We start from the raw sequence: 21,403 nt of genomic DNA, 5'->3' as shown, positions 1-21,403 counted from the left end.
TGATTATTATCAAAAATTAAAATATGGTATGCTTTTGAAAAATCTCTAATCAAGTATACAGAGAATTTTTGTAAAAAACTAATTTTTAATGATAATTTTCGATTAAATCAGTGAGCAACTGAACCCCATAACCGGTGGCTGCTTTTTCTTTAGCATATCCCACATTTCCGAAGGCCACTCCGGCTATATCCAGATGAGCCCATTTCGGGTGATTTTCAATGAATTGTTCTAAAAATTTAGCGGCAATGATACAATCTCCCACAGGTTTTATAGACAGGTTTTTAAGATCTGCCACATCAGACTGAATTTCGTCTTTCCAGATATCCCAGAGCGGAAGGTTCCACAGTCTCTGATTAGTCTGATCACCTGTTTTTATTAAAAGGTTTTTTAAATCTTCATTATTGGAGAACATTGCCCCGCAGGTATCTCCGAACATTCTTACTGAGCTTCCGGTTAATGTGGCTAAGTCGATCAGGAAATCGGTTTTATAGTTTTTCGAAAGATAAGATAATCCGTCTGCAAGAACAAGCCTTCCTTCGGCATCGGTATCCAGAACTTCAATGGTTTTTCCATTATATGCTGTAATGACATCACTTGGAAGGAGTGCCTTTTCAGAAATAGCATTGTCGGTAACGGGAAGAACGGCGATAATGTTTACCGGAAGATTCATTTCTGCAGCATAGATCAATGTTCCGAGAACTGCCGTAGCCCCACCCATATCAGACTTCATATAATGTAAATTGGCAGAGTTTTTTAATGAAATACCTCCGGTGTCAAATAAGATACATTTTCCGACCAAACCAAATGTTTTGGCATTCTTAACGGAGGTTTTATATTCCAGAATTGTAAAAGCCGCATCATAAGCACTTGCCTGGTTGACGGCAAGATAAGCGCCAAGGCCAAGTTCCTCACATTTTTTTCTGTTAAAAACAGTATATTTTAGTTCATGCTTTTTAGCCAGATTTTTAAGGTACAAACTGAATATATCAGGCTTTTTAAGATTAGCCGGTTTGTTTAACCATTCCTGGCAGGCAATTTGTCCGTTACTTAAAGCTTCAGCTTTCTGAATGATATGATCCAGTTTTTTCTGGCTCACATTTTCAAAATGAAGCTCAAACTTTGTATTCCAGAACACATGTTTTTTTTCAAACGGATACTGGTAGGTTCCGATCAGTAATCCTTTGACGAATTCCTCGAATTGTTTCTCATGAAGAAAGTCTGCGAGTACCAGTGTGGGAGCGGCTAATAATCTGTCTTTTTGTGTCTGGGAGAATTTATTCGCAACCTGCTGAACTTCAAAATTCTGAACGGTGGATTTGCCTAAGCCGATAAAATAGGTAATACTTTCTTCATTGGTATACACGAATGTTTCGTATTTCTTCCCGGTAAAAAAAGGGCTTATGTTTTTGTTGAAGTTCTTGCTTGATTTTACCCATTCCTCTTCAGTGAATAACTGAAAAATCTGAGTGTATTGCTTATTTTTTTTATTAATTAATTTCATACAAAGATGTTTATTGTTTTTAAAGATCATACGCGATCGTACCGTATTTGTAGACATAGGCGTCTGTTATATCACGGCAATTTCATAGGTTTATTTTTGAGCGTTTTTTTGCTGGGGTTTTACTTCTACAGGATTTTCTGTATTGTCGTAGAAAAGCCATTCTATTGCTCTGGGAAATTCCTGAGACCAGTAAAACTCGTTATGCTTCCCTTCAGGATTGATACTGGTTCTGAATTCGAAATCAAAAAAATTCTTTCTTTCCCACCTTTTCAGATATTCTTCGAAAACCTGGATTCTTTTAACCATTTTAGAGCCTTCCTGGCTTCCTCCATAGATGTAGATTTTTGTTTTAAAAGGAATTCTGAAATTCATCAGCGGAAAATTGTTATTCGGTTCTACCCAGAGTGAGGGGGAGAATATTAAAAGTTTGGAGTAGACTTCGGGATAAAGAAATCCGCTGTAAAGACTGATGAGAGCGCCCAGTGAGCTCCCGCCAATGCCTGTGTTTTCCCTGTCTTTTTTAGTCCTGTACTTTTCATCTACAAAAGGTTTCAGAGTATCCGTAATAAAACGGATGTATTTCTTTCCTTCGGAGCCGTTTGCAACATTGTCGTTGTCGAAAATATATTCTTTAATTCTGTTCTGACTTCCGTGTTCTATAGCGATGATGATAATGTCACCACGTCCGTATTCCGCAAGCACAGACAGCTTTTTATCAATTTCCCAGTTGCCGAAATCGCTTCCTTCATTAAAGAGGTTCTGAGCATCCTGAAGGTAGAGTACAGGATAGCTTTTATCCGAATTGTGATAATCATAGGGTAAGAGTGCCCATACTTTCCGGTAGCGGTCAAGCTGAGGCATATAAAATTGTTCAGATATGATTTCTACTATAGGAAAAAATTCATCTTTAAACGGTCCCCAGTTTAATCTCCACTGATTTACAGTATCTGTTGTTTTTCCTGTTGTTTTTTTTGCTTTTCGATTGGGAGTAATACTTCCGTATGAGTCCAGTTCAACATTTTCCCAACCTCCTTTTGTAAATTTATATTCAATTTCATCAGGAAGTACGGAATCATCTATTTCAATAAAATAATTACCGGGATCCGTCTGGGTAAGCTGATAGTTGTAATCTTTGGGATTCCATTTGTTGAAATTTCCGGTGATAAATACCGGTCTTTCATCCTTTTCTTCTGTATGAAGTTCAAATCTCATCAGTGTGTTTACTATAAATTGACGGCTAAATTTATAAAAAAGTTTGTTTTAAAATCATAAAAAATGAGTAGAAAAATGATATATTTGATAGACAGGCAAACAATGAATTTAACTTGACAATTATTTGATTAATAATTAACCGCTGTTGTCGGGATTTTTCGTAGTTTCAGGGAAAATATTTAAATACAATCGGACCTTGATGAATTCTGTTAAAACCTATACACTTTTCACTGATCATGATGTGTATCTTTTCAAAGAAGGTAGGCATTATAAGCTGTATAGTAAGTTTGGAGCACATTCTGCAGAGAAAGACGGTGTAAAAGGAATTTATTTTTCGGTCTGGGCTCCTAATGCCAAAAAAGTCTCTGTAATTGGTGATTTTAATAACTGGAATCATAAAGATCATATTTTATACCCAAGATGGGATGAATCCGGGATTTGGGAAGGATTTATTGAAGACCTTACCTGGGGAACCCTTTATAAATATGCAGTAGAAACTCCTAGAGGCGAAATTCTGGAAAAAAGTGATCCTTATGCAGTAAGCTGGGAACAAAATAAACAGGCTGCTTCACTGGTGTCTACCACCTGGTATGAATGGAATGATATAGGATGGATGGAAAGCCGCTGGAAAAAAAATAGTCTGGAAGCCCCTTTATCAGTCTATGAGATTCATCTGGGATCATGGCTCAGAAATGAAAAGGATCCCGATCGTTTTCTAAATTATCGGGATATAGCGGAAAAGCTTGTTCCCTACGTAAAGAAGATGGAGTTTACTCATGTGGAACTGATGCCTGTAATGGAATATCCATATGATCCGAGCTGGGGTTACCAGATTACGGGATTCTATGCGGCAACTTCACGTTTCGGATCTCCGCAGGATCTGATGTATCTTATCGATGAGCTCCATAAAAACGGAATTGGTGTCATTCTGGATTGGGTTCCGTCACATTTTCCGGGCGACGCCAACGGACTGCACCGTTTTGATGGTTCATACCTTTATGAACACGAAGACCCCAGAAAAGGCTTTCACCCGGACTGGAAATCTTATATTTTTAATTACGGAAGAAATGAGGTTAAATCTTTCCTTATTTCCAATGCGATGTTCTGGCTGGACCGTTATCATGCGGACGGACTTCGCGTAGATGCCGTGACTTCAATGCTGCATCTGGATTATTCAAGAAATAAAGGCGAATGGGAACCCAATATATATGGAGGTAATGTTAATCTTGAAGCGAAAGCTTTTCTTCAGGAATTCAATACGGCGGTATATAAAGAATTCGGGAATAGCATCATGACAATTGCTGAAGAAAGTTCAGATTTTCCTCTATTGACAAAACCCGTTCATGATGGCGGAGTAGGCTTTGGAATGAAATGGATGATGGGCTGGATGCATGACACACTGGATTATTTTAAAGAAGATTTCCCCAATAGAAAATTTCATCATCACAAGCTCACCTTCGCATCCATGTATATGTATAATGAAAATTATATGATGCCTTTGTCACATGATGAAGTAGTACATGGTAAGGCCAGTCTGATCTATAAAATGAAAGGTGATGAATGGCAGCAGTTTGCCAATCTCCGGACTTTATATGTCTATATGTATACGCATCCGGGAGCAAAACTGCTTTTTATGGGCGATGAATTTGGGCAGACCAGTGAATGGGACTTTACCCGGAGCCTGGATTGGCATCTGCTGAAATACCCTGTTCATAAAGGATTACAGGAACTTGTACGAGAATTGAATCATCTCTATAAAACAGAACCTGCTTTTTATGAAAATCAGTTTGATAAAAGCGGCTTTGAGTGGGTAGAAGCAGATGACATGGAAAATTCGGTCTATGTATATCTGAGAAAGGGAAAAAGAAGGGATGATGTTGGCATGGTTATTCTGAATCTTGCTCCAAAAGTAATGGAGTATACCATTGGGATTCAGACAGGAAGCCGTTGGGAGGTAGTACTCAATTCTGATGACGAAAAATATAGTGGCAGTGGCGTGAAACCGGAAATTCTGGATGAAAAATATGAAGAGTGGAAAGGGTATCAGAAACTGATGATTATAAAGCTTCCTCCATTAGCAGGAGTTGTTTTGAAACAGAAGAAAGATAAGAAGTATCAATTACACAGAATAAAACATAAAAGATAAAAATGGTTGTTTATCATTTAAGCACAGAATGTTACCCCGTAGCAAAAGTAGGAGGATTGGCAGACGTAGTCGGGGCACTTCCGAAATATCAGAATAAGATAAAAGGCATGAATGCTAAGGTAGTCATGCCCTGGTACAATAAACCTTTTGTATATGATCATGAATTTGATATTGTTTTTGATGGATTCATTCATCAGGGAGGCAATATGCTACAGGTTCAGGTTATAAAAGAAAAGACAAATGTGCTGGGTTTTGAATTGTATATGGTGAAAATTCCGGGGCTTTTAGACCGGGAAAATCCTTATGGCTATCAGGATGAAAGTTTTCAGTTTCTTGCCTTTCAGCAAGGAGTGTTGCACTGGTTATGTGCTATGGAAATTCGTCCCGATATTTTACACTGTCATGATTATCATACGGGTTTGGTTCCTTTTATGATTGAAAACTGTCCGGATTTTAAGTTTTTAAAAGGAGTGAAAACGATTGGAACTATTCATAATGGTGAATATCAGGGAATGATGAGCTGGAATATGGCGAACTATATGCCTTCTTTTGACTCCTATAAATGGGGATTGATGGATTGGAACGGAATGATCAATCCGTTGGCCAGTATGATCAAATGTTCCCATGCCTTTACTACGGTTTCGGAAGGTTATCTTGAGGAGCTTTTTATCAGTTTCAGAGGACTGGAAAGTTTGGTACGTCAGGAATTCGGAAAAGCATACGGGATCATCAACGGGATCGATACGGAAGTATGGAATCCTGAGACCGATCCCATGCTGGATTTTAATTTTAACAGTAAAAATGCTGTTAGCCAAAAGAAAAAAGGAAAGGAAAAACTATGTAAAGAATATGGGCTAAAACCCGAACTTCCATTATTTGCCTTTATCGGAAGGTTTGCTACGGAAAAGGGAGCCGATTTGCTGCCTGATGTTGTATGGAAAAGCATCAAGCAGAGTTATGGAGCTTTAAATATAATGATCCTTGGTTCCGGAAATACATATATCGAAAATAAATTAAAAGAATACGAGTATACCTACACCAATTTTGCCCTTGATGTAGGGTATAAAGAACATCTTTCCCATAAAATTTATGCGTCCGCTGATTTCCTGTTGATGCCGTCAAGAGTTGAACCTTGCGGACTGAATCAAATGTATGCCATGAGATACGGGACAGTTCCTATTGTAAGGTATACAGGTGGGCTTAGAGATACCGTAGAAGATATTTCAACCGGTGGAGCAGGTTTGAATTTTACCTATCCGGGAGTGGATGATATTGTACATGCGATGAACAGAGCGTTACAGATTTATAATCAAAAAGGAGTCATGGAAGATCTTATCCATGCCAACATGAATTTTGATTTTGCATGGGAGAAATCTGCGGAAAAATACATAGCTTTATATAATCACTAATCAGGAAGAAAAAATTAATACAGGCATGTATTCAATATATGCTGAACACTAAACCTAATAAACGCAAGATATTTATGAATCGAAATGTAATCTCCATTGTTTTAGGAGGCGGCAGAGGGACAAGGTTATTCCCGTTAACGTATTCAAGATCAAAACCGGCAGTTCCGATTGCAGGAAAATACAGATTGGTAGATATTCCTATTTCAAACTGTCTGAATTCGGGATTGAACAAAATTCTGGTTCTGACTCAGTTTAATTCGGCTTCCTTAAATTCACATATCAAGAATTCTTATCATTTTGATATTTTCAGCAAAGGTTTTGTAGATATTCTGGCTGCTGAACAGAATGTGGAAAACGAGAGTTGGTATCAGGGAACGGCAGATGCGGTACGTCAGTCGATGAAACATCTTGAAAAATATGATTATGACTATATTTTAATCCTTTCAGGAGATCAGCTTTATCAAATGGATTTCAGGGAAATGCTGGATTTTCATATTGAAAACGGGGGAGATCTTACCATAGCTACCATACCTGTAAATGCCAAAGATGCTACCGGTTTCGGGATTTTAAAATCCGACGATGAAGGCAATATCACCTCCTTTTATGAAAAGCCGGATTATGATATGCTTGAAGGTCTGAAATCTGAAGTATCAGAAGAAAATAAACACAGGGGGAAAGAGTTTTTGGCCTCTATGGGAATTTATATTTTTACCAAAACTATTCTTAAAAAAATGTTTGATGAAGGAGCCGGAGATGATTTTGGAAAAGATATCATTCCAAGTTCCATAGGGAAATATAAAACCCTGAGTTTTCAATATGAAGGATACTGGACAGATATAGGGACTATTGAATCGTTCTATGAAGCCAATCTGGATCTTTGTCAGGACCTTCCGCAGTTTAATCTTTTCTCATCTTCTCCTATTTATACAAGGGCAAGAATGCTTCCGCCGTCAAAAATCAACGGATCTTATGTGAGTAAAGCAGTTTTTGGAGACGGATGTATCATAATGGCGGATAAAATTGAAAATTCCGTTATTGGAAATCGTACACGTATAGATAAAGGAAGCACCATTGTCAATTCTTATGTAATGGGGGCGGATTTTTACCAAAATACCACAGAAATTGTTATGAATGACAGAGGAGGGCGTCCTAATATGGGAATCGGGAAATATTGCTATATTGAAATGGCTATTCTGGATAAAAATTGTTATATCGGAGATAATGTGAAAATCATTGGCGGAAAGCATTTGCCGGACGGAGACTATGGTACCCATTCTGTTCAGGATGGCATTGTAGTCGTGAAGAAAGGAGCTGTATTACCTCCGGGAACACATATTGGATAGGAGAAAATAAAATAAGGGCTGGAAGATGGAAATTATTAAAACCGGAGTAAAACCAGTTATCTTTATCAAATGAGATTTGGATAAGGTTGAATATTTTTAATCAGAATAGGATGAGTACTTATTCGTCGAATACTGGCCTCCAGCTTTCCTCAGCTGGCTTCCAGTCTTTAATTAGGTTAATTATTGTTAAACATACAACAAGAGTGATCAGCATATTGGTCACTTTTTTTATTTGTACTATTTTTGCGTGATGCGTATTTTCAAAATATTAACTTTAATCATTATTCTTTTAGGAGGAGCGTATGTTGCTTCTATGTATTATTTTGTGGATGAAAGTAAAAATTTCACCATTGAAAAAGAAATTGATTACCCTGTAGATAAAGTCTTCGGACAGTTTAATAATCTTCAGCATTTTACAAGGTGGAATAATTATTTTACCAGTTCACAATCTATGGATATAGATTACTATATGCCTTATGAAGGGCAGGGGAGCGCCATCAGCTATGTGGATCCTAAAAATAATACCGATGGAGAGATGTTCATCAGGTATGAAAACCTTAATAAGACTTTAAAATATCAGCTTTTTGAAGATGAAAATGAAAACCCGACATTAGTTGATGTGAAATTCAAACCACTTTCTGCTGAAAAAACACAAATTATATGGTATGTACATACCCCTAAACTTCCCGTCTGGAAAAGAGTGGAAAATTTCTGGACAGAAGACCGGTTTGCTGAAAATATCACTAAAAGTATGGTGAATCTTAAGAATGTTTTAGGAAATAAAGTAGAAAAAGATAACCAGATGGCAGCCATTAAATATGACAGCCTGATGGTGGAAAAAGAAGAAGATAAATTGTTACTCGGAATCAATGTAAGTACAGCCAATAAAAAAGATGCATTGTACAAAAATATTGTGATGAATTATAACAAAATGTATAATTTCGTAACGATGGATCTTGGAAAGAAAGATGATGAGTTCGGGTATCCCGTTTTAATGACGGATGCAGATAATTATAAAGATAAAGAGGTGTCTTACTTTTTAGGAATTCCGCTTTCCAAGAAAATTGGCGTTACAGACAATAATTTTAGCTTCAGAACCATTAATCCTTCCCAGAATTATGTGATGTATTATAAAGGCAGTTATGAAGGTCGGATTAAAGCAATTCAGCTGCTGATTCAGAAAGCTAAGAAGGATGAGATGCGTTTTGGGGACATCCGCCAGACTTTCATTGAACGACCAATGGAAGGGCAGGATGTAAACCTTAAGCTCTCATTATCAGTCTTTAAATAAGTTTTTTTTTCTTAATTTTTTTTAACGGTTTTAGACTGTTCTAACTCGGTTTTTTTTATTAAATTTGAAGATTAATTCTACAAATAAATTTTAATAAATAGATAAACTGTAATAATGGACAGATTTTCATTCCTAAACGCAGCTCATTCTCAATTAATTGAGGATTTATACCAACAGTACTTAAAATTCCCAGATTCTTTAGAACCATCATGGAAAGCTTTCTTTCAAGGCTTCGATTTTGCTTTAGAGAACTACGGAGATGACGATAACATCCAGTTTATTCAGGCTCCGGCCAACGCTGCTCCGGCAGTACAGCAGATTTCTCAGGCCGTATCAAACGGAGAAGTACCTGAGCACATCAAGAAAGAATTTAAGGTAGTAAACCTTATTGAGGCTTACAGAACAAGAGGACACCTGTTTACAAAAACAAACCCGGTTAGAGAAAGAAGACACTACACACCCACTTTAGATATCGAAAATTTCGGTCTTTCTAAGGAAGATTTAAATACAAAATTCAATTGCGCTGTTGAAACAGGAATGAAGGAACCTGCTACTTTAGCGGATCTGATCAAGCATTTGGAAAATATCTACTGTGATTCTATCGGGGTAGAATATACTTATATCAACAATGTTGAAGAAAAAGATTTTATCAAGAAGTGGCTTCAGGTAAATGAAAACCACCCAAGTCTTTCGGCTAATGAAAAGACAGAAATCTTATTAAAATTAAACCAGGCGGTTGCATTTGAAAACTACCTTCATACAAAATTTGTAGGACAAAAAAGATTCTCATTAGAAGGAGGTGAAACATTAATCCCGGCTTTAGATCAGTTGATCTCAAGATCTTCTCAACTTGGAGTAGATGAAGTGGTATTGGGGATGGCTCACAGAGGTAGACTTAATGTACTGACCAATATTTTCGGTAAATCTTACAAACAGATTTTCTCAGAATTTGAAGGTAAAGAATTTGAAGAGGATGTATTCTCAGGTGACGTTAAATATCACTTAGGATCTTCTAAAAAGATCAAAACAGCTTCAGGGGAAGAAGTTTGTATCAACCTTACTCCAAACCCGTCTCACCTTGAAACGGTAGCAGCTCTTGTAGAAGGAATCTGCCGTGCGAAAGTGGACGACAAATATAAAGACTATTCTAAAGTATTACCGATCATCATCCACGGTGATGGTGCTATTGCCGGTCAGGGAATTGCTTACGAAGTTGCTCAGATGATGACTTTGGAAGGATACAGAACCGGAGGTACCGTTCATATCGTTGTCAATAACCAGGTTTCATTTACAACCAATTACATGGATGCGAGATCTTCAACCTATTGTACAGACATTGCAAAAGTTACAGAATCTCCTGTAATGCACGTAAATGCTGACGATGCTGAAGCTGTTGTTCATGCGATCCACTTTGCTGCTGATTTCAGAGCGAAATTCGGTAAAGATGTTTATATCGACCTGTTAGGATATAGAAAATACGGGCATAACGAAGGGGATGAGCCAAGATTTACTCAGCCCAACCTATATAAAACCATCTCAAAACACCCGAATCCAAGAGAAATTTATAAAGATAAATTACTTAAAGACAGTATTACTTCCAACGATGTAATCGCTAAAATGGAAACGGAATTCAAAGCACTCCTGGATAAAGACTTTGATGCTTCTAAGGAGATTGAGAAAAACGTAATGGACCTGTTTATGGCAGATGATTGGGTAAATTATCCGATCGGAAAAAAAGGTGCAGTTCAACTACCGGTTGATACTAAATATGACTTAGCTAAACTGAAAGAATTAGCACTTAAAATGTCTACGCTTCCTGCAGATAAAAAATTCCTTAACAAGATTACAAGACTCTTCGAAAACCGTATTAAAGCTATTGAAGGAGATTCATTAGACTGGGCATTAGGAGAATGGTTGGCGTATGCTACACTTCTTGTGGAAGGTCACAATGTAAGAATCTCCGGTGAAGATGTGGAAAGAGGTACGTTCTCTCACAGACATGCTGTCGTAAAAACAGAAGATACTGAAGAAGAATATATCCCGTTACGACATGTATCAGAAAGCAGATTTGATGTATTCAATTCTCACCTTTCAGAATATGGGGTTTTAGGTTTCGACTACGGATATGCAATGGCTTCTCCTAATACATTAACCATCTGGGAAGCTCAGTTCGGAGATTTCGTAAACGGTGCCCAGATTATTGTTGATCAGTATTTGGCAGCTGCCGAAGAAAAATGGAAAATTCAGGACGGTTTGGTAATGTTATTACCTCATGGTTCAGAAGGGCAGGGTGCAGAGCACTCTTCAGCAAGACTGGAGAGATTCTTAACACTTTGTGCTAATGAAAACATGGTTGTAGCGAATATTACTTCCCCTGCCAATTACTTCCACTTATTGAGAAGACAGTTGAAATGGGCGTTCAGAAAACCATTAGTTGTAATGAGTCCTAAATCTTTATTGAGACACCCTAAAGTTGTTTCTCCACTTGAAGATTTTGCAAACGGTTCATTCCAGCCCATCTTAGATGATCCAACGGCAGATCCTAAAAAAGTAGAAAAATTAGTTCTTTGTTCAGGTAAACTATACTTCGAATTATTAGCGAAGAAAGAAGAACTGAACTGTGATACTATTGCATTGGTAAGATTCGAGCAGTTGTATCCGCTTCAGACGGATGCTATTGAAGCGATCTTCAGTAAATATGAAAACAGAAAACAATTAGTATGGGCTCAGGAAGAACCTGAAAACATGGGGGCCTGGTCTTATATTTTAAGAAACTTCAGAGATACAGGAATCCAGGTAATTTCCCCGGTACCAAGCGGTGCACCGGCTCCGGGTAGCCACAAAATGTTTGAAAAGAACCAAAATGCAGTCATCAACAGAGTATTCGACAGAGATGATGCTCCTGCAAAAAGACCAGTTACAGCTTAATAAATAATAATCAATTAAAAAATAAAAAATACTCGATATGTCAGTTTTAGAAATGAAAGTTCCTTCACCGGGCGAATCAATTACAGAAGTTGAAATTGCAACTTGGCTTGTAAAAGATGGTGATTATGTAGAAAAAGATCAACCTATCGCTGAAGTAGACTCAGACAAAGCAACTCTTGAATTGCCGGCAGAACAAAGTGGTGTTATCACTTTAAAAGCAGAAGAAGGTGATGTGGTACAAGTAGGTCAGGTCGTTTGTTTAATTGATATGGATGCTGCTAGACCAGAAGGTGCTGCACCTGCTGCTGAAGCTCCAAAACAGGAAGAAGCTCCAAAGGCTGCTGAACCTGCTAAACAAGAAGCTCCGAAACCAGCTACACCGGTTGCTGCTCCACAAACTTATGCTACAGGAGCTCCGTCTCCGGCTGCTAAGAAAATCCTTGACGAAAAAGGAATGGATGCAGGACAGGTTTCAGGAACAGGAAGAGACGGAAGAATCACTAAGACTGATGCTGAATTGGCTGCAGTTCCTGCATTAGGAGGAAGCCCTCTTACTGCTACCGGTTCAAGGTCTACCACAACGACTAAACTTTCAGTTTTAAGAAGAAAAATCGCACAGAGATTAGTTTCTGTGAAGAATGAAACAGCGATGTTGACAACTTTCAACGAAGTTGACATGTCTGAAATCTTCAGATTAAGAAAGCTATATAAAGAAGAATTTGCTCAAAAACACGGAGTTGGACTTGGTTTCATGTCTTTCTTTACAAAAGCGGTTACAAGAGCATTACAAATGTATCCTGATGTAAATGCATCTATTGACGGAGATTTCAAAGTAAACTATGATTTCTGTGATATTTCAATTGCCGTTTCAGGTCCTAAAGGATTAATGGTTCCTGTATTGAGAAATGCAGAAAATATGTCTTTCAGCTCTGTTGAAGCTAATATCAAAGATCTTGCTATTAAGGTAAGAGATGGTAAAATTACAGTTGATGAAATGACCGGTGGTACTTTCACTATTACCAACGGAGGTACATTCGGATCTATGTTATCTACTCCAATCATCAACCCGCCGCAATCTGCCATCTTAGGAATGCACAATATTATCCAGAGACCTGTAGCTGTTGACGGACAGGTGGTTATCAGACCCATGATGTATGTGGCAATGTCTTATGATCATAGAATTATCGACGGTAAAGAATCTGTAGGATTCCTTGTAGCGGTAAAAGAAGGTATCGATAACCCTGTTGAAGTATTAATGGGTGGTGACGAAAGAAAAGGCCTTGGATTATAAGTTTTAATAAAATTATAATATAATTATACAATCTCGCCTTCAAAAAGGCGAGATTTTTGTATCTATTAAGAAAATACTATAATGATGTTCTCAAAAATGACTTCCAATATCAAAGTTTCAGTAATACCTGAATATGATAGTAAAAACAGTTTTCCATCCGAAAACCGTTACGTCTTTAAGTACAACATTACGATAGAAAATGACGGAAGCTTTCCTATCAAAGTGCTTAAAAGAAAATGGTTAATTTTTGATGTAGGATTTGGATATACTGAGATTATAGGTGACGGAGTAATAGGTTTGACTCCGGAAATAGGAACAGGTGAAAATTTCGCCTATTTCTCAAATGTAATGCTTCGGTCCGGTGTCGGAAATATGAGCGGAAAATACCTGGTTAAAAACCTTAAGACCCAAGAAACTTTTGAAATTGATATTCCAAAGTTTAATCTCTTATCTGAAGTTTTAAGCAACTAATATTTCCTGTACCGTAAGCAAGCACCTGAATGAATTATTTTCTTGTAAAAAAGAATATAAGGAATTTGGAAGAGATTATAGATCATGAGCCCGGGCCCATCATCCATAATTGTTTAAAGCTTTTTAATTTTTGCTTTCATGTATTCGTTTACTTCATCATTGCTGGTGAGGAAGAGTTTTTCAAAAGCAAGTAAAGAAATTTTAGCACAGACTTCAGCGTCAGCTCCGGCTCTGTGATGGGTAAAATCAATTTTATGATATTCAGCCAGAGGCTTGAGCCCATATTTAGGGAGGTAGTTCCAAGATTTTTTTGCCAGCTGAATACTGCATAAATAATTCAATGTAGGTGTAAACATCCCATAATGTTCAAGACATCCTCTTAAAACAGAAGCGTCAAAACCTGCATTATGTGCAATCATTAGACTTCCATACATCATATCCTGTGCTTCATACCATACTTCGTCAAAGGTAGGAGCATCTTTTACATCTTCCGGTTGTATTCCGTGTACAGCAATATTGAATCTACTAAAATAGGGGAAACTTGGCGGTTTTATCAGCCATGTCTTGGTTTCCACAATCCGGGAGTCCTGTACCACGCAAATACCCATCTCACAAGCAGAACTTTTCTCGTGAGTGGCTGTTTCAAAATCTATTGCACAGAAATCCATCTTTATTTGGAATTTTTTAGTTTAAAGTTTAAAGTTTTTCTTTTAACCGGCTTTTAAGTTTTACTATCTGAAATCTATCCTTTACAGCCTGCTATTTTCCGCCCAGGAAATGTTTAAAAATAAGCCATTTCGACTGATAGAATTTATCTTTCTGATGTTTTTGGCGAAGTTTCCAGGTGGCCGGAAGTTGTCTGTAAAATCCGAAGTGGGCTCTCACAACAGCCCAAAGGTGAGGGAAACCATGCTTTAATCCAAAATAAATTCCGGCTATCCCATCCAGGCAAAGTCTGAAGAATATAAGCCAGATCAGTCTTGGAAAAGGTAGGTTTTTAAGCATCATCGAAAGATTATTTCGGATGTTCAGATAGGTTTTTTGAGCACTTTGTTTATTCAATGTTCCCCCGCCTACATGATAAACGTTGGATTTCCCCGTATAGAAAATCTTTTTCCCTGAATTAATGAGTCTCCAGCATAGGTCTATTTCTTCCTGATGTGCAAAAAACCTCTCATCAAAGCCATTTTGTTCCCAAAAATCATTTGACCGGATGAAAAAGCAACAGCCCGATGCCCAGAAAATCTCTGTTTCATCGTCATATTGGCCTTTGTCTTCCTCCAGATCATCAAAAATCCGACCTCTGCAGTAAGGATAGCCCAGATTATCTATTAAACCACCTGCCGCACCGGCAAATTCGAAAAAGTTTTTCTGGTGATAAGAGAGAACTTTAGGCTGTACTGCTGCAACTGAAGGGTTTTTCTCCAGAATTTCCAGCACAGGCTCTGTCCAGTTCTCAGTCACTTCCACATCAGAATTGAGAAGACAGTAATATTCATTTTTAATCTCCTTTAAGCCTTCATTATATCCTCCTGCAAAACCATAGTTCTTTTGATTCTGAATGATTTTTACGCCCGGAAAACGGGTGTTCAGAAAGTCTATGGAATCATCTGTTGAAAGATTGTCAATAACATAAATGTCTGCATTCTGAGAAAATTGAACAACACTTGGTAAAAATTTCTCAAGCCAGTTTTTGCCGTTCCAGTTTAAAATGACAACTGCCAGTTTTTTCTGCATGTAAGTCTAGTTTTTTTCGGTATCAAAAAATTTGATAGAATCCTGATATTTCCATTTTCTATGAGACCATAGATAATTATCAGGGTGTTTATGTAAAGTGTTTTCCAGTAATTTATGAAATTTTCTTACCACTTCATGTTCTACAAATTTCTCATTATCCGGGTATATTCTGTGATAATTTACCTGATAATACCCTCGTTTTACTTTTTTCATTTCACAGTAAATAAACGCAAGGTCCATTCTTGTAGCCAGTTTGTCATATCCTATGAAAGCAGGTGTTCGCTGGTTCAGGAATTCCAGTCCGTAAGTAACGTGAGAAAAGTGTGGGGTTTGATCAGCCACAAACATATAAGCAGAATCTCCATTGTTTTTAGATCTGAAAATATTCATAATCACTTCATTGGCTTCCAACGCTTCATTTCCGAATTTATTACGCACCTTCTTCATCTGGTTTTCCCAAAAATCACTGTTTACTTTTCTGTATACAGGATGGCAATGGGCCTGAGGAATTATTCTTGCCAGTGCATTGATCCACTCCCAGTTGAAGACATGTCCTGCCAAAAGGATGATATTCTTGCCTTCCGCTTTAGCTTCATGAAACAAATCCTGGTTGATATGCTGCATTCTTACCCGGGATTCCGTTTCAGAAATACTGAAAGATTTGATGGTTTCTACAAGGTAATCCGAAAAATTCCTGTAAAACAGTTTGCGGATTTCCTTGATTTCCTCTTCAGACTTATCCGGAAAAGAATTTCTAAGGTTCTGGGTAATCACTTTTTTCCTGTAACCTATAAGATAATAGTTTAAGAAAAAGATAACGTCCGAAAAAATATACAATACCTTTAGCGGAAGTTTAGAGATGAAATATAATATTTTGATTAGGTAATTCATAAAACATGCAAATTTAGTGATAATAAAATTATGGTTCTATTTTTGCTGAGAGATATGTATTATTTTTTTACTTTTATGTTATGAAAAAATTGACAATAATCGCTCTTCTGGGACTAAGCACTTTTGCCTTTTCTCAGAATGCAAAGAATTTACCGGATAAAGGAAAACAAAAGACGGCTCTTATCGTTCCTACAGAACAGAAAGAATTGGAAGCAAAGAAAAAGGCCGCTGAAGAAAAAGCTAAGCTTCCTAAGCCATATAATCCAAAAGCTGATGCTCTGGCAGATATCAATAAATTGGTGGCTCAGGCTAAGAAAGAAGGTAAGAATATTATGATTCAGGCAGGCGGAAACTGGTGTATCTGGTGTCTTCGTTTCAATAACTTTGTACAGACAACTCCTGAACTGAAAAGTATTGTTGACAAAAATTATTTATATTATCACCTGAATTTTTCTCCCGATAATAAGAATGAAAAGGTTTTTGCTCAATATGACAATCCAGGTGAAAAATACGGATATCCGGTGTTTATTATTTTGGATAAAAACGGTAAAATGGTGAAAGTTCAGCAGAGTGATGTATTTGAAGACGGAAAAGGGTATAGCCTTGAAAAGGTAAAAGAATTTTTTAATATATGGGCTCCTAAAGGATAAAAATAAAAAAGCTGTGTTTATAATAAGACAGCTTTTTTTATTTCTGAGAACCAATATGTTTATAAAAGTCTTTTAATCCAGCTTAATTTTTTATCAGAATAAGGTGGATATTTGATATTCGGTTCTCCCCAAGTTGTCTTTTCCAGAATAGATTTCTGATGTGAGAAAGCTTCAAAACCGAACTTTCCGTGATAACTTCCTGTCCCTGAACTGCCCACTCCCCCAAAAGGTAAATTGTCATTGCTTAAATGCATGATCGTATCGTTGATACAACCACCCCCAAAAGACAATTTCTTGGTAAAGAGTTCTTTTTCTTCCTGCTTATTGGTGAAAAGATAGGCAGCAAGAGGTTTTTCCAGCTCCAGAATAGTGTTGAGAGCAGTATTGAAATTCCGGAAACTTAATACAGGTAAAACAGGACCGAAGATTTCTTCCTGCATAACAGCGTCATTCCATTCTACATTATTTAGGATAGTAGGCTCTATATAAAGATTTTCTTCATTGTAGTTTCCGCCGAAGTATACTTTTTCTTTATCAATAAGCTGGACCAGCCGATGAAAATTTCTTTGATTAATAATTCTGGGGTATTGCTCTGAATCCGGTTTGTATTTAAATTCGTGAATATATTTTCTCAGCATTTCCAGAAACTGTTCCTGAATAGATTCTTCCACGAAAAGATAATCGGGTGCAACACAGGTTTGTCCGGCATTTAAAAATTTCCCCCAGACAATTCTTTTGGCTGCTACATCAAGGTTGGCATCTTTTGTTACGATGGCAGGCGATTTTCCGCCCAATTCCAGAACCACAGGAGTCAGGTGCTCTGCAGCAGCTTTGTACACGATTTTTCCAACTTTAGTACTTCCTGTAAAGAAGATTTTATCGAATTTTAATTGTAAAAGCGTTGTCGTCTCTTCAATACCCCCTTCGTAAACGTATACATATTCCGGTGGAAAGTTTTCATTAATGATGGCAGACATGGCTTTCATCGTATTTTCTGCAATTTCACTGGGTTTCAGGATACAGCAGTTTCCAGCTGCCATCGCTGCAATGACCGGGGAGAGAGAAAGCTGGTAAGGATAATTCCATGCTCCTATGACCAGAGTTGTTCCCAACGGCTCAAAATAAATTTTACTGTTTCCCAGCTGATTCACCAGATTTGTGCCCGCTTTTTTAGGGCTGGAAAGTGATTTTAAATTTTTTAAATAATAATTAATATCATTCAGGATAAAAGAGATCTCTGTCGTAAATGTATCAAATTGAGATTTTCCGAAATCTTTATAAATAGCTTCATATAGCAAATTCTCATTGGAAATAATAAGTTCTCTTAGTTTTTCAAGATACATTTTTCTGAACGCAAGGCTCTTGGTTTGTTGTGTCTTGAAAAATGCTCCCTGACTCTGTACAATTTTTTCAATTTCCATACGTAAGTTTTTGTTTTTTATCCTCAATCTACTCATTGATAAAACAACAATAAACCGGCCAAAGTGAAGTGAGCCGGAAATGGAAATGTGAAGCCGGAAGCTTCTTTTTTAACGTTAGAGAGGTGTAAATAATTTTTATAAGAATTTACTATGATTGGTTTTAATTAAAAAAAATCAATTAATATTTTAACTTGGATCTGCTGTTGTTTTTTTACGCAAAGTCTACAAAGAATTTGATTTGAAGATTCCTTTATCCCTACATAATATTCCTTACTGCTATTTTTACCGGATGATACAGCAGCAAAAGAAGAGCGGTTATGAATGCAAGCCAAAATAATCCCGTAAAAATTTCCATATTGGAAAGCAGGATAGCCTGAGCCGTAATTTTCGCTTTAAATGCTCCTGCCGTCATTGATAATGAGTCATTAACAGGTAGTTTTGAAATATTGGCTCCTAAGAGTTGATTCCATTGATTATAGAAAACAGGATTAGTATCCGTCATAGTAAAGCTAATCGTATCAGAATGTTTTAAGGTTAAAAACAACATTAAATTCTGCATTAAAGCATACCCGATTGCTGTGGTCCAGAATCTTGTGGTTGTTCCTAAAGCAGTTGCATTGGCTACATATTCTTCCGGCATTCCTGAAATTAAGAAGAATACAAGTGGTGTAAACAGTAGTCCCTGAGCAATTCCCTGTAAGAAGAGTGGTGGGCAGATGGTAGACAGACTGGTATCCGGATAAAAAGTGTAAGTAAACCAGGCACAATCCACGGCCAGTAAAAAGAATCCGACAAAGAAGACTATTCTGGAGGAAATACCGCGCATCAGGCAGATTCCGGATAATAATACACCCAATAAGGTTCCGGCTACATTCCAGTACTGGATATTGACAATATAATCCCATGGCCATTTCCATACTGTCGCCATAATACTGTATACATTATTCAGCGCAGAACGGATCAGATAGAAAATAAAAAACAGAATCATTCCTACAATAACATTTTTGGAACTGAAGACTTCAAAGTGGAAAAGAGGCCTTTTGGAGTTTCTTTGCTTCAGCATAAATAATCCGCCGGAAATCAGAAAAGCGAACAGACAAAGAATAATGATATCAGATTCAAACCACATGAGTCTTTTTCCGTAAATAATCGCATAGCTTCCGGACTGCAGGCAGACCCAAAGGAGAAACCAGCTGGGAATATCCAGTTGATACAATGGTTTTTTAGGGAAAAATCTGTTTCTGTTAAAAATAGCAATTCCGATGATCAGTACAAAAACGTGGAAATAGACCATCATCAAAACCATATGCTGAAAATTGTAGTCCTCAATACTTGATTTTAATAATGTGGTTGTGACCGTTCCTCCTGTGAGCATAATGGCGTACATCACGAGGTAAGCAAGTACTTTTGCGTGTTTTGTTTTTAACTCGGCAATAATCAATGGCAGAAAAATAGCCCCTTCCAGCAATCCGAATATTCCTTCCAGAAACCGGATAACCAGAATGACATGATAATCATTCGTTACAGATAAAACATACAGAATAATAACAGATACGGATGACATCAGCAGCACATAATATTTTACACTGAAATAGGACATAAACCGCTGTAAAACTAAAAGGGTAACCACAAATGTCCCATACATCAAAATCATTAAGTATTGGATGTCGTCTGAATCTACATCCATAAAAGAAGATGTGAAGGCGCTGTTAGAGTGTAACAGCGACAACAGCATCAAATGGGGAAACAATGCCAATATAAGAAGAGGCAGTTTCAGCCATTGTGGTACCCATTTATGATAAACTGTATTGTGTTGCATAATCTCGGAGGTAAAAGAAAAGAACACCCTCTTTTATTTTACCCTTTTGTATTAAAATAAAATGCGAAAAGACAAAAGAGCGGGGGTGTAAAAAAAGCAAAAGGTAAAATGGCAAATATGCTCAAGAAAAAAAAGCAGATTTGCGGTTTTGCAGTTTTGCCTTTTCGCAAAAGATGATTTGATTTGAAAGATGTTAAAATAGTTTAATTAAGTGATCAGTGCGGAAAACTCTAGACTTTCAGACTACATTTTTTTCGCACTCACCAGCACATTCATCCCGGAAAGCAGTTTCTCGTTGTCTTTACTGTTGTTCAGCATAATTTTTACCGGAAAACGTTGTTCAATTTTCACAAAGTTTCCGGTTGCATTATCCGGTTTTACCAGTGAGAACTGAGAACCTGAAGCCGGTGAAACCGATACTATTTTCCCTTTAAATTCAATATCAGGATAAGCATCAGCTGTGATGATTACTTCTTTTTGCTGATCGATTTGCCCAAGCTGGGTTTCTTTGTAGTTAGCAATAATCCACTTTTCCTTGCTTACTATTTGTACCAGAGCCTGCCCCTCTTTAATCAGTTGCCCTTCCTGGATTGTTTTTTTACCCACCCAGCCATCATAAGGAGCTGTAATCACGGTATAAGAAAGAAAAAGCTTAGCATTGTTAAGATGGGCAGAACTCTGCTGAATCTGGCTTTTAGCGGGGGCTACTTTGGTTTGTTGTTCACTGGCTCCGGCTTTGACTGCGTTTTTCTGCTGATCCAGTGCCATAAGATTAGCTTTTGCCTGTTCATAAGACGCTTTTACATTTTCAAACTCCTGTTCTGTGGCAGCATCTTCATTGAGTAGATTTTTATATCTTTTGAAGTCCTGTTCAGTTCTCCATATATCAATTTTTGCTGAGGCTATTTTAGCATCAATAATTTTTGTGTCACTTTCTTTGGTATTCACTCCGCTTTGAATGGTCGCGATGTTTTCAGTATTGGCATGAAGGCTGGCTTCAGCAACCTTGACCTGATTAACAAATTCTCTGTTATCAATAATAATCAGTGTATCTCCTTTACGGACAAACTGATTTTCATTAAATTTTATGATTTTGATAAAGCCTGATACTTTACTTGAAACAGGAGTGATATATTGTTCGATCTGAGCATCGTTGGTAGTTACATTCTTTCTCGAAAAAAGATAAAAACTTACCATTCCTGCAATTCCGCTGATAATCAGAATCCAGGCCAGTAAAGTAATCGTTTTGTTGATTCTTTTTTCTTTTTGGGTTAGTTCTTTTTTTGCCATAGT

General features: G+C 37.2%; 16 protein-coding genes. 8 read left to right on the top strand and 8 right to left on the bottom strand.

Going from position 1 to position 21,403, the window contains the following annotated elements:
* Positions 1-85: 85 nt before the first annotated feature.
* Together JO178_RS15300 and JO178_RS15295 are read right to left on the bottom strand one after the other, a co-directional pair.
* A complete protein-coding gene (locus JO178_RS15300) occupies positions 86-1,501 on the bottom strand; it encodes a leucyl aminopeptidase family protein (RefSeq protein ID WP_291937761.1) in 1,416 nt (471 codons plus the stop codon).
* A 90-nt stretch (positions 1,502-1,591) separates the two neighbouring features.
* Positions 1,592-2,713: an alpha/beta hydrolase-fold protein gene (locus JO178_RS15295; protein ID WP_291937758.1), complete on the bottom strand. Its 1,122-nt coding sequence runs from the start codon at positions 2,711-2,713 to the stop codon at positions 1,592-1,594.
* Positions 2,714-2,912: 199 nt separating this feature from the next.
* On the opposite strand from JO178_RS15295, the gene glgB reads away from it, so the two are divergent.
* From glgB to apaG, 7 genes are all read left to right on the top strand, one after another.
* A complete protein-coding gene (gene glgB, locus JO178_RS15290; protein ID WP_291937755.1) occupies positions 2,913-4,859 on the top strand; it encodes a 1,4-alpha-glucan branching protein GlgB in 1,947 nt (648 codons plus the stop codon).
* Between the two features lie 2 nt (positions 4,860-4,861).
* Positions 4,862-6,268 (top strand): glycogen/starch synthase, encoded by a 1,407-nt coding sequence (locus JO178_RS15285; RefSeq protein WP_291937753.1) that lies wholly within the window; start codon positions 4,862-4,864, stop codon positions 6,266-6,268.
* Between the two features lie 74 nt (positions 6,269-6,342).
* The gene (locus JO178_RS15280; RefSeq protein WP_291937751.1) at positions 6,343-7,611 is read left to right on the top strand and encodes a glucose-1-phosphate adenylyltransferase; all 1,269 of its coding nucleotides are present in this window, start codon (positions 6,343-6,345) and stop codon (positions 7,609-7,611) included.
* Between the two features lie 250 nt (positions 7,612-7,861).
* Complete coding sequence (locus JO178_RS15275) at positions 7,862-8,902, top strand: SRPBCC domain-containing protein (protein ID WP_291937748.1); 1,041 nt, start codon at positions 7,862-7,864, stop codon at positions 8,900-8,902.
* Positions 8,903-9,016: 114 nt separating this feature from the next.
* Positions 9,017-11,830, top strand: a complete 2,814-nt coding sequence (locus tag JO178_RS15270) for a 2-oxoglutarate dehydrogenase E1 component (RefSeq protein WP_291937745.1) — start codon at positions 9,017-9,019, stop codon at positions 11,828-11,830.
* A gap of 37 nt (positions 11,831-11,867) precedes the next feature.
* Positions 11,868-13,121 (top strand): 2-oxoglutarate dehydrogenase complex dihydrolipoyllysine-residue succinyltransferase, encoded by a 1,254-nt coding sequence (odhB, locus tag JO178_RS15265; RefSeq protein ID WP_291937743.1) that lies wholly within the window; start codon positions 11,868-11,870, stop codon positions 13,119-13,121.
* A gap of 81 nt (positions 13,122-13,202) precedes the next feature.
* Positions 13,203-13,592, top strand: a complete 390-nt coding sequence (apaG, locus tag JO178_RS15260) for a Co2+/Mg2+ efflux protein ApaG (RefSeq protein WP_291937740.1) — start codon at positions 13,203-13,205, stop codon at positions 13,590-13,592.
* Between the two features lie 113 nt (positions 13,593-13,705).
* Here the strand turns inward: apaG and JO178_RS15255 are convergent, their stop codons facing one another.
* The 3 genes from JO178_RS15255 to JO178_RS15245 form a co-directional block, all read right to left on the bottom strand.
* Complete coding sequence (locus JO178_RS15255) at positions 13,706-14,260, bottom strand: 3'-5' exonuclease (RefSeq protein ID WP_291937736.1); 555 nt, start codon at positions 14,258-14,260, stop codon at positions 13,706-13,708.
* A 91-nt stretch (positions 14,261-14,351) separates the two neighbouring features.
* A complete protein-coding gene (locus JO178_RS15250) occupies positions 14,352-15,329 on the bottom strand; it encodes a glycosyltransferase family 2 protein (protein ID WP_291937733.1) in 978 nt (325 codons plus the stop codon).
* Between the two features lie 6 nt (positions 15,330-15,335).
* Positions 15,336-16,220: a lysophospholipid acyltransferase family protein gene (locus tag JO178_RS15245; RefSeq protein WP_291937730.1), complete on the bottom strand. Its 885-nt coding sequence runs from the start codon at positions 16,218-16,220 to the stop codon at positions 15,336-15,338.
* Between the two features lie 80 nt (positions 16,221-16,300).
* Between JO178_RS15245 and JO178_RS15240 the strand changes: the two genes are divergently transcribed.
* Positions 16,301-16,870 carry a thioredoxin family protein gene (locus JO178_RS15240; RefSeq protein WP_291937727.1) on the top strand — a complete coding sequence of 190 codons (570 nt, stop codon included), beginning with the start codon at positions 16,301-16,303 and terminating at the stop codon, positions 16,868-16,870.
* A 59-nt stretch (positions 16,871-16,929) separates the two neighbouring features.
* Here the strand turns inward: JO178_RS15240 and JO178_RS15235 are convergent, their stop codons facing one another.
* The 3 genes from JO178_RS15235 to JO178_RS15225 all read right to left on the bottom strand — a co-directional run bounded on the left by JO178_RS15235 (position 16,930) and on the right by JO178_RS15225 (position 21,400).
* Positions 16,930-18,291 (bottom strand): aldehyde dehydrogenase, encoded by a 1,362-nt coding sequence (locus JO178_RS15235; RefSeq protein WP_291937724.1) that lies wholly within the window; start codon positions 18,289-18,291, stop codon positions 16,930-16,932.
* Positions 18,292-18,547: 256 nt separating this feature from the next.
* Positions 18,548-20,110, bottom strand: coding sequence for an MFS transporter (locus JO178_RS15230; RefSeq protein ID WP_291937722.1), 1,563 nt, complete (start codon positions 20,108-20,110; stop codon positions 18,548-18,550).
* Positions 20,111-20,353: 243 nt separating this feature from the next.
* Complete coding sequence (locus JO178_RS15225; RefSeq protein ID WP_291937718.1) at positions 20,354-21,400, bottom strand: HlyD family secretion protein; 1,047 nt, start codon at positions 21,398-21,400, stop codon at positions 20,354-20,356.
* Between the last annotated feature and the right edge of the window lie 3 nt (positions 21,401-21,403).

Source organism: Chryseobacterium sp., assembly GCF_019236175.1.
Taxonomy (GTDB): domain Bacteria; phylum Bacteroidota; class Bacteroidia; order Flavobacteriales; family Weeksellaceae; genus Chryseobacterium.
Note: the sequence above shows the minus strand (reverse complement) of the source record. Positions and strands in the feature narration are given on the sequence as shown.

Coding starts and splice junctions, on each gene's coding strand:
- JO178_RS15300 (WP_291937761.1), bottom strand. CDS start 1,501: ATGAAATTAATTAATAAAAAAAATAAGCAATACACTCAGATTTTTCAG.
- JO178_RS15295 (WP_291937758.1), bottom strand. CDS start 2,713: ATGAGATTTGAACTTCATACAGAAGAAAAGGATGAAAGACCGGTATTT.
- glgB (WP_291937755.1), top strand. CDS start 2,913: ATGAATTCTGTTAAAACCTATACACTTTTCACTGATCATGATGTGTAT.
- JO178_RS15285 (WP_291937753.1), top strand. CDS start 4,862: ATGGTTGTTTATCATTTAAGCACAGAATGTTACCCCGTAGCAAAAGTA.
- JO178_RS15280 (WP_291937751.1), top strand. CDS start 6,343: ATGAATCGAAATGTAATCTCCATTGTTTTAGGAGGCGGCAGAGGGACA.
- JO178_RS15275 (WP_291937748.1), top strand. CDS start 7,862: ATGCGTATTTTCAAAATATTAACTTTAATCATTATTCTTTTAGGAGGA.
- JO178_RS15270 (WP_291937745.1), top strand. CDS start 9,017: ATGGACAGATTTTCATTCCTAAACGCAGCTCATTCTCAATTAATTGAG.
- odhB (WP_291937743.1), top strand. CDS start 11,868: ATGTCAGTTTTAGAAATGAAAGTTCCTTCACCGGGCGAATCAATTACA.
- apaG (WP_291937740.1), top strand. CDS start 13,203: ATGATGTTCTCAAAAATGACTTCCAATATCAAAGTTTCAGTAATACCT.
- JO178_RS15255 (WP_291937736.1), bottom strand. CDS start 14,260: ATGGATTTCTGTGCAATAGATTTTGAAACAGCCACTCACGAGAAAAGT.
- JO178_RS15250 (WP_291937733.1), bottom strand. CDS start 15,329: ATGCAGAAAAAACTGGCAGTTGTCATTTTAAACTGGAACGGCAAAAAC.
- JO178_RS15245 (WP_291937730.1), bottom strand. CDS start 16,220: ATGAATTACCTAATCAAAATATTATATTTCATCTCTAAACTTCCGCTA.
- JO178_RS15240 (WP_291937727.1), top strand. CDS start 16,301: ATGAAAAAATTGACAATAATCGCTCTTCTGGGACTAAGCACTTTTGCC.
- JO178_RS15235 (WP_291937724.1), bottom strand. CDS start 18,291: ATGGAAATTGAAAAAATTGTACAGAGTCAGGGAGCATTTTTCAAGACA.
- JO178_RS15230 (WP_291937722.1), bottom strand. CDS start 20,110: ATGCAACACAATACAGTTTATCATAAATGGGTACCACAATGGCTGAAA.
- JO178_RS15225 (WP_291937718.1), bottom strand. CDS start 21,400: ATGGCAAAAAAAGAACTAACCCAAAAAGAAAAAAGAATCAACAAAACG.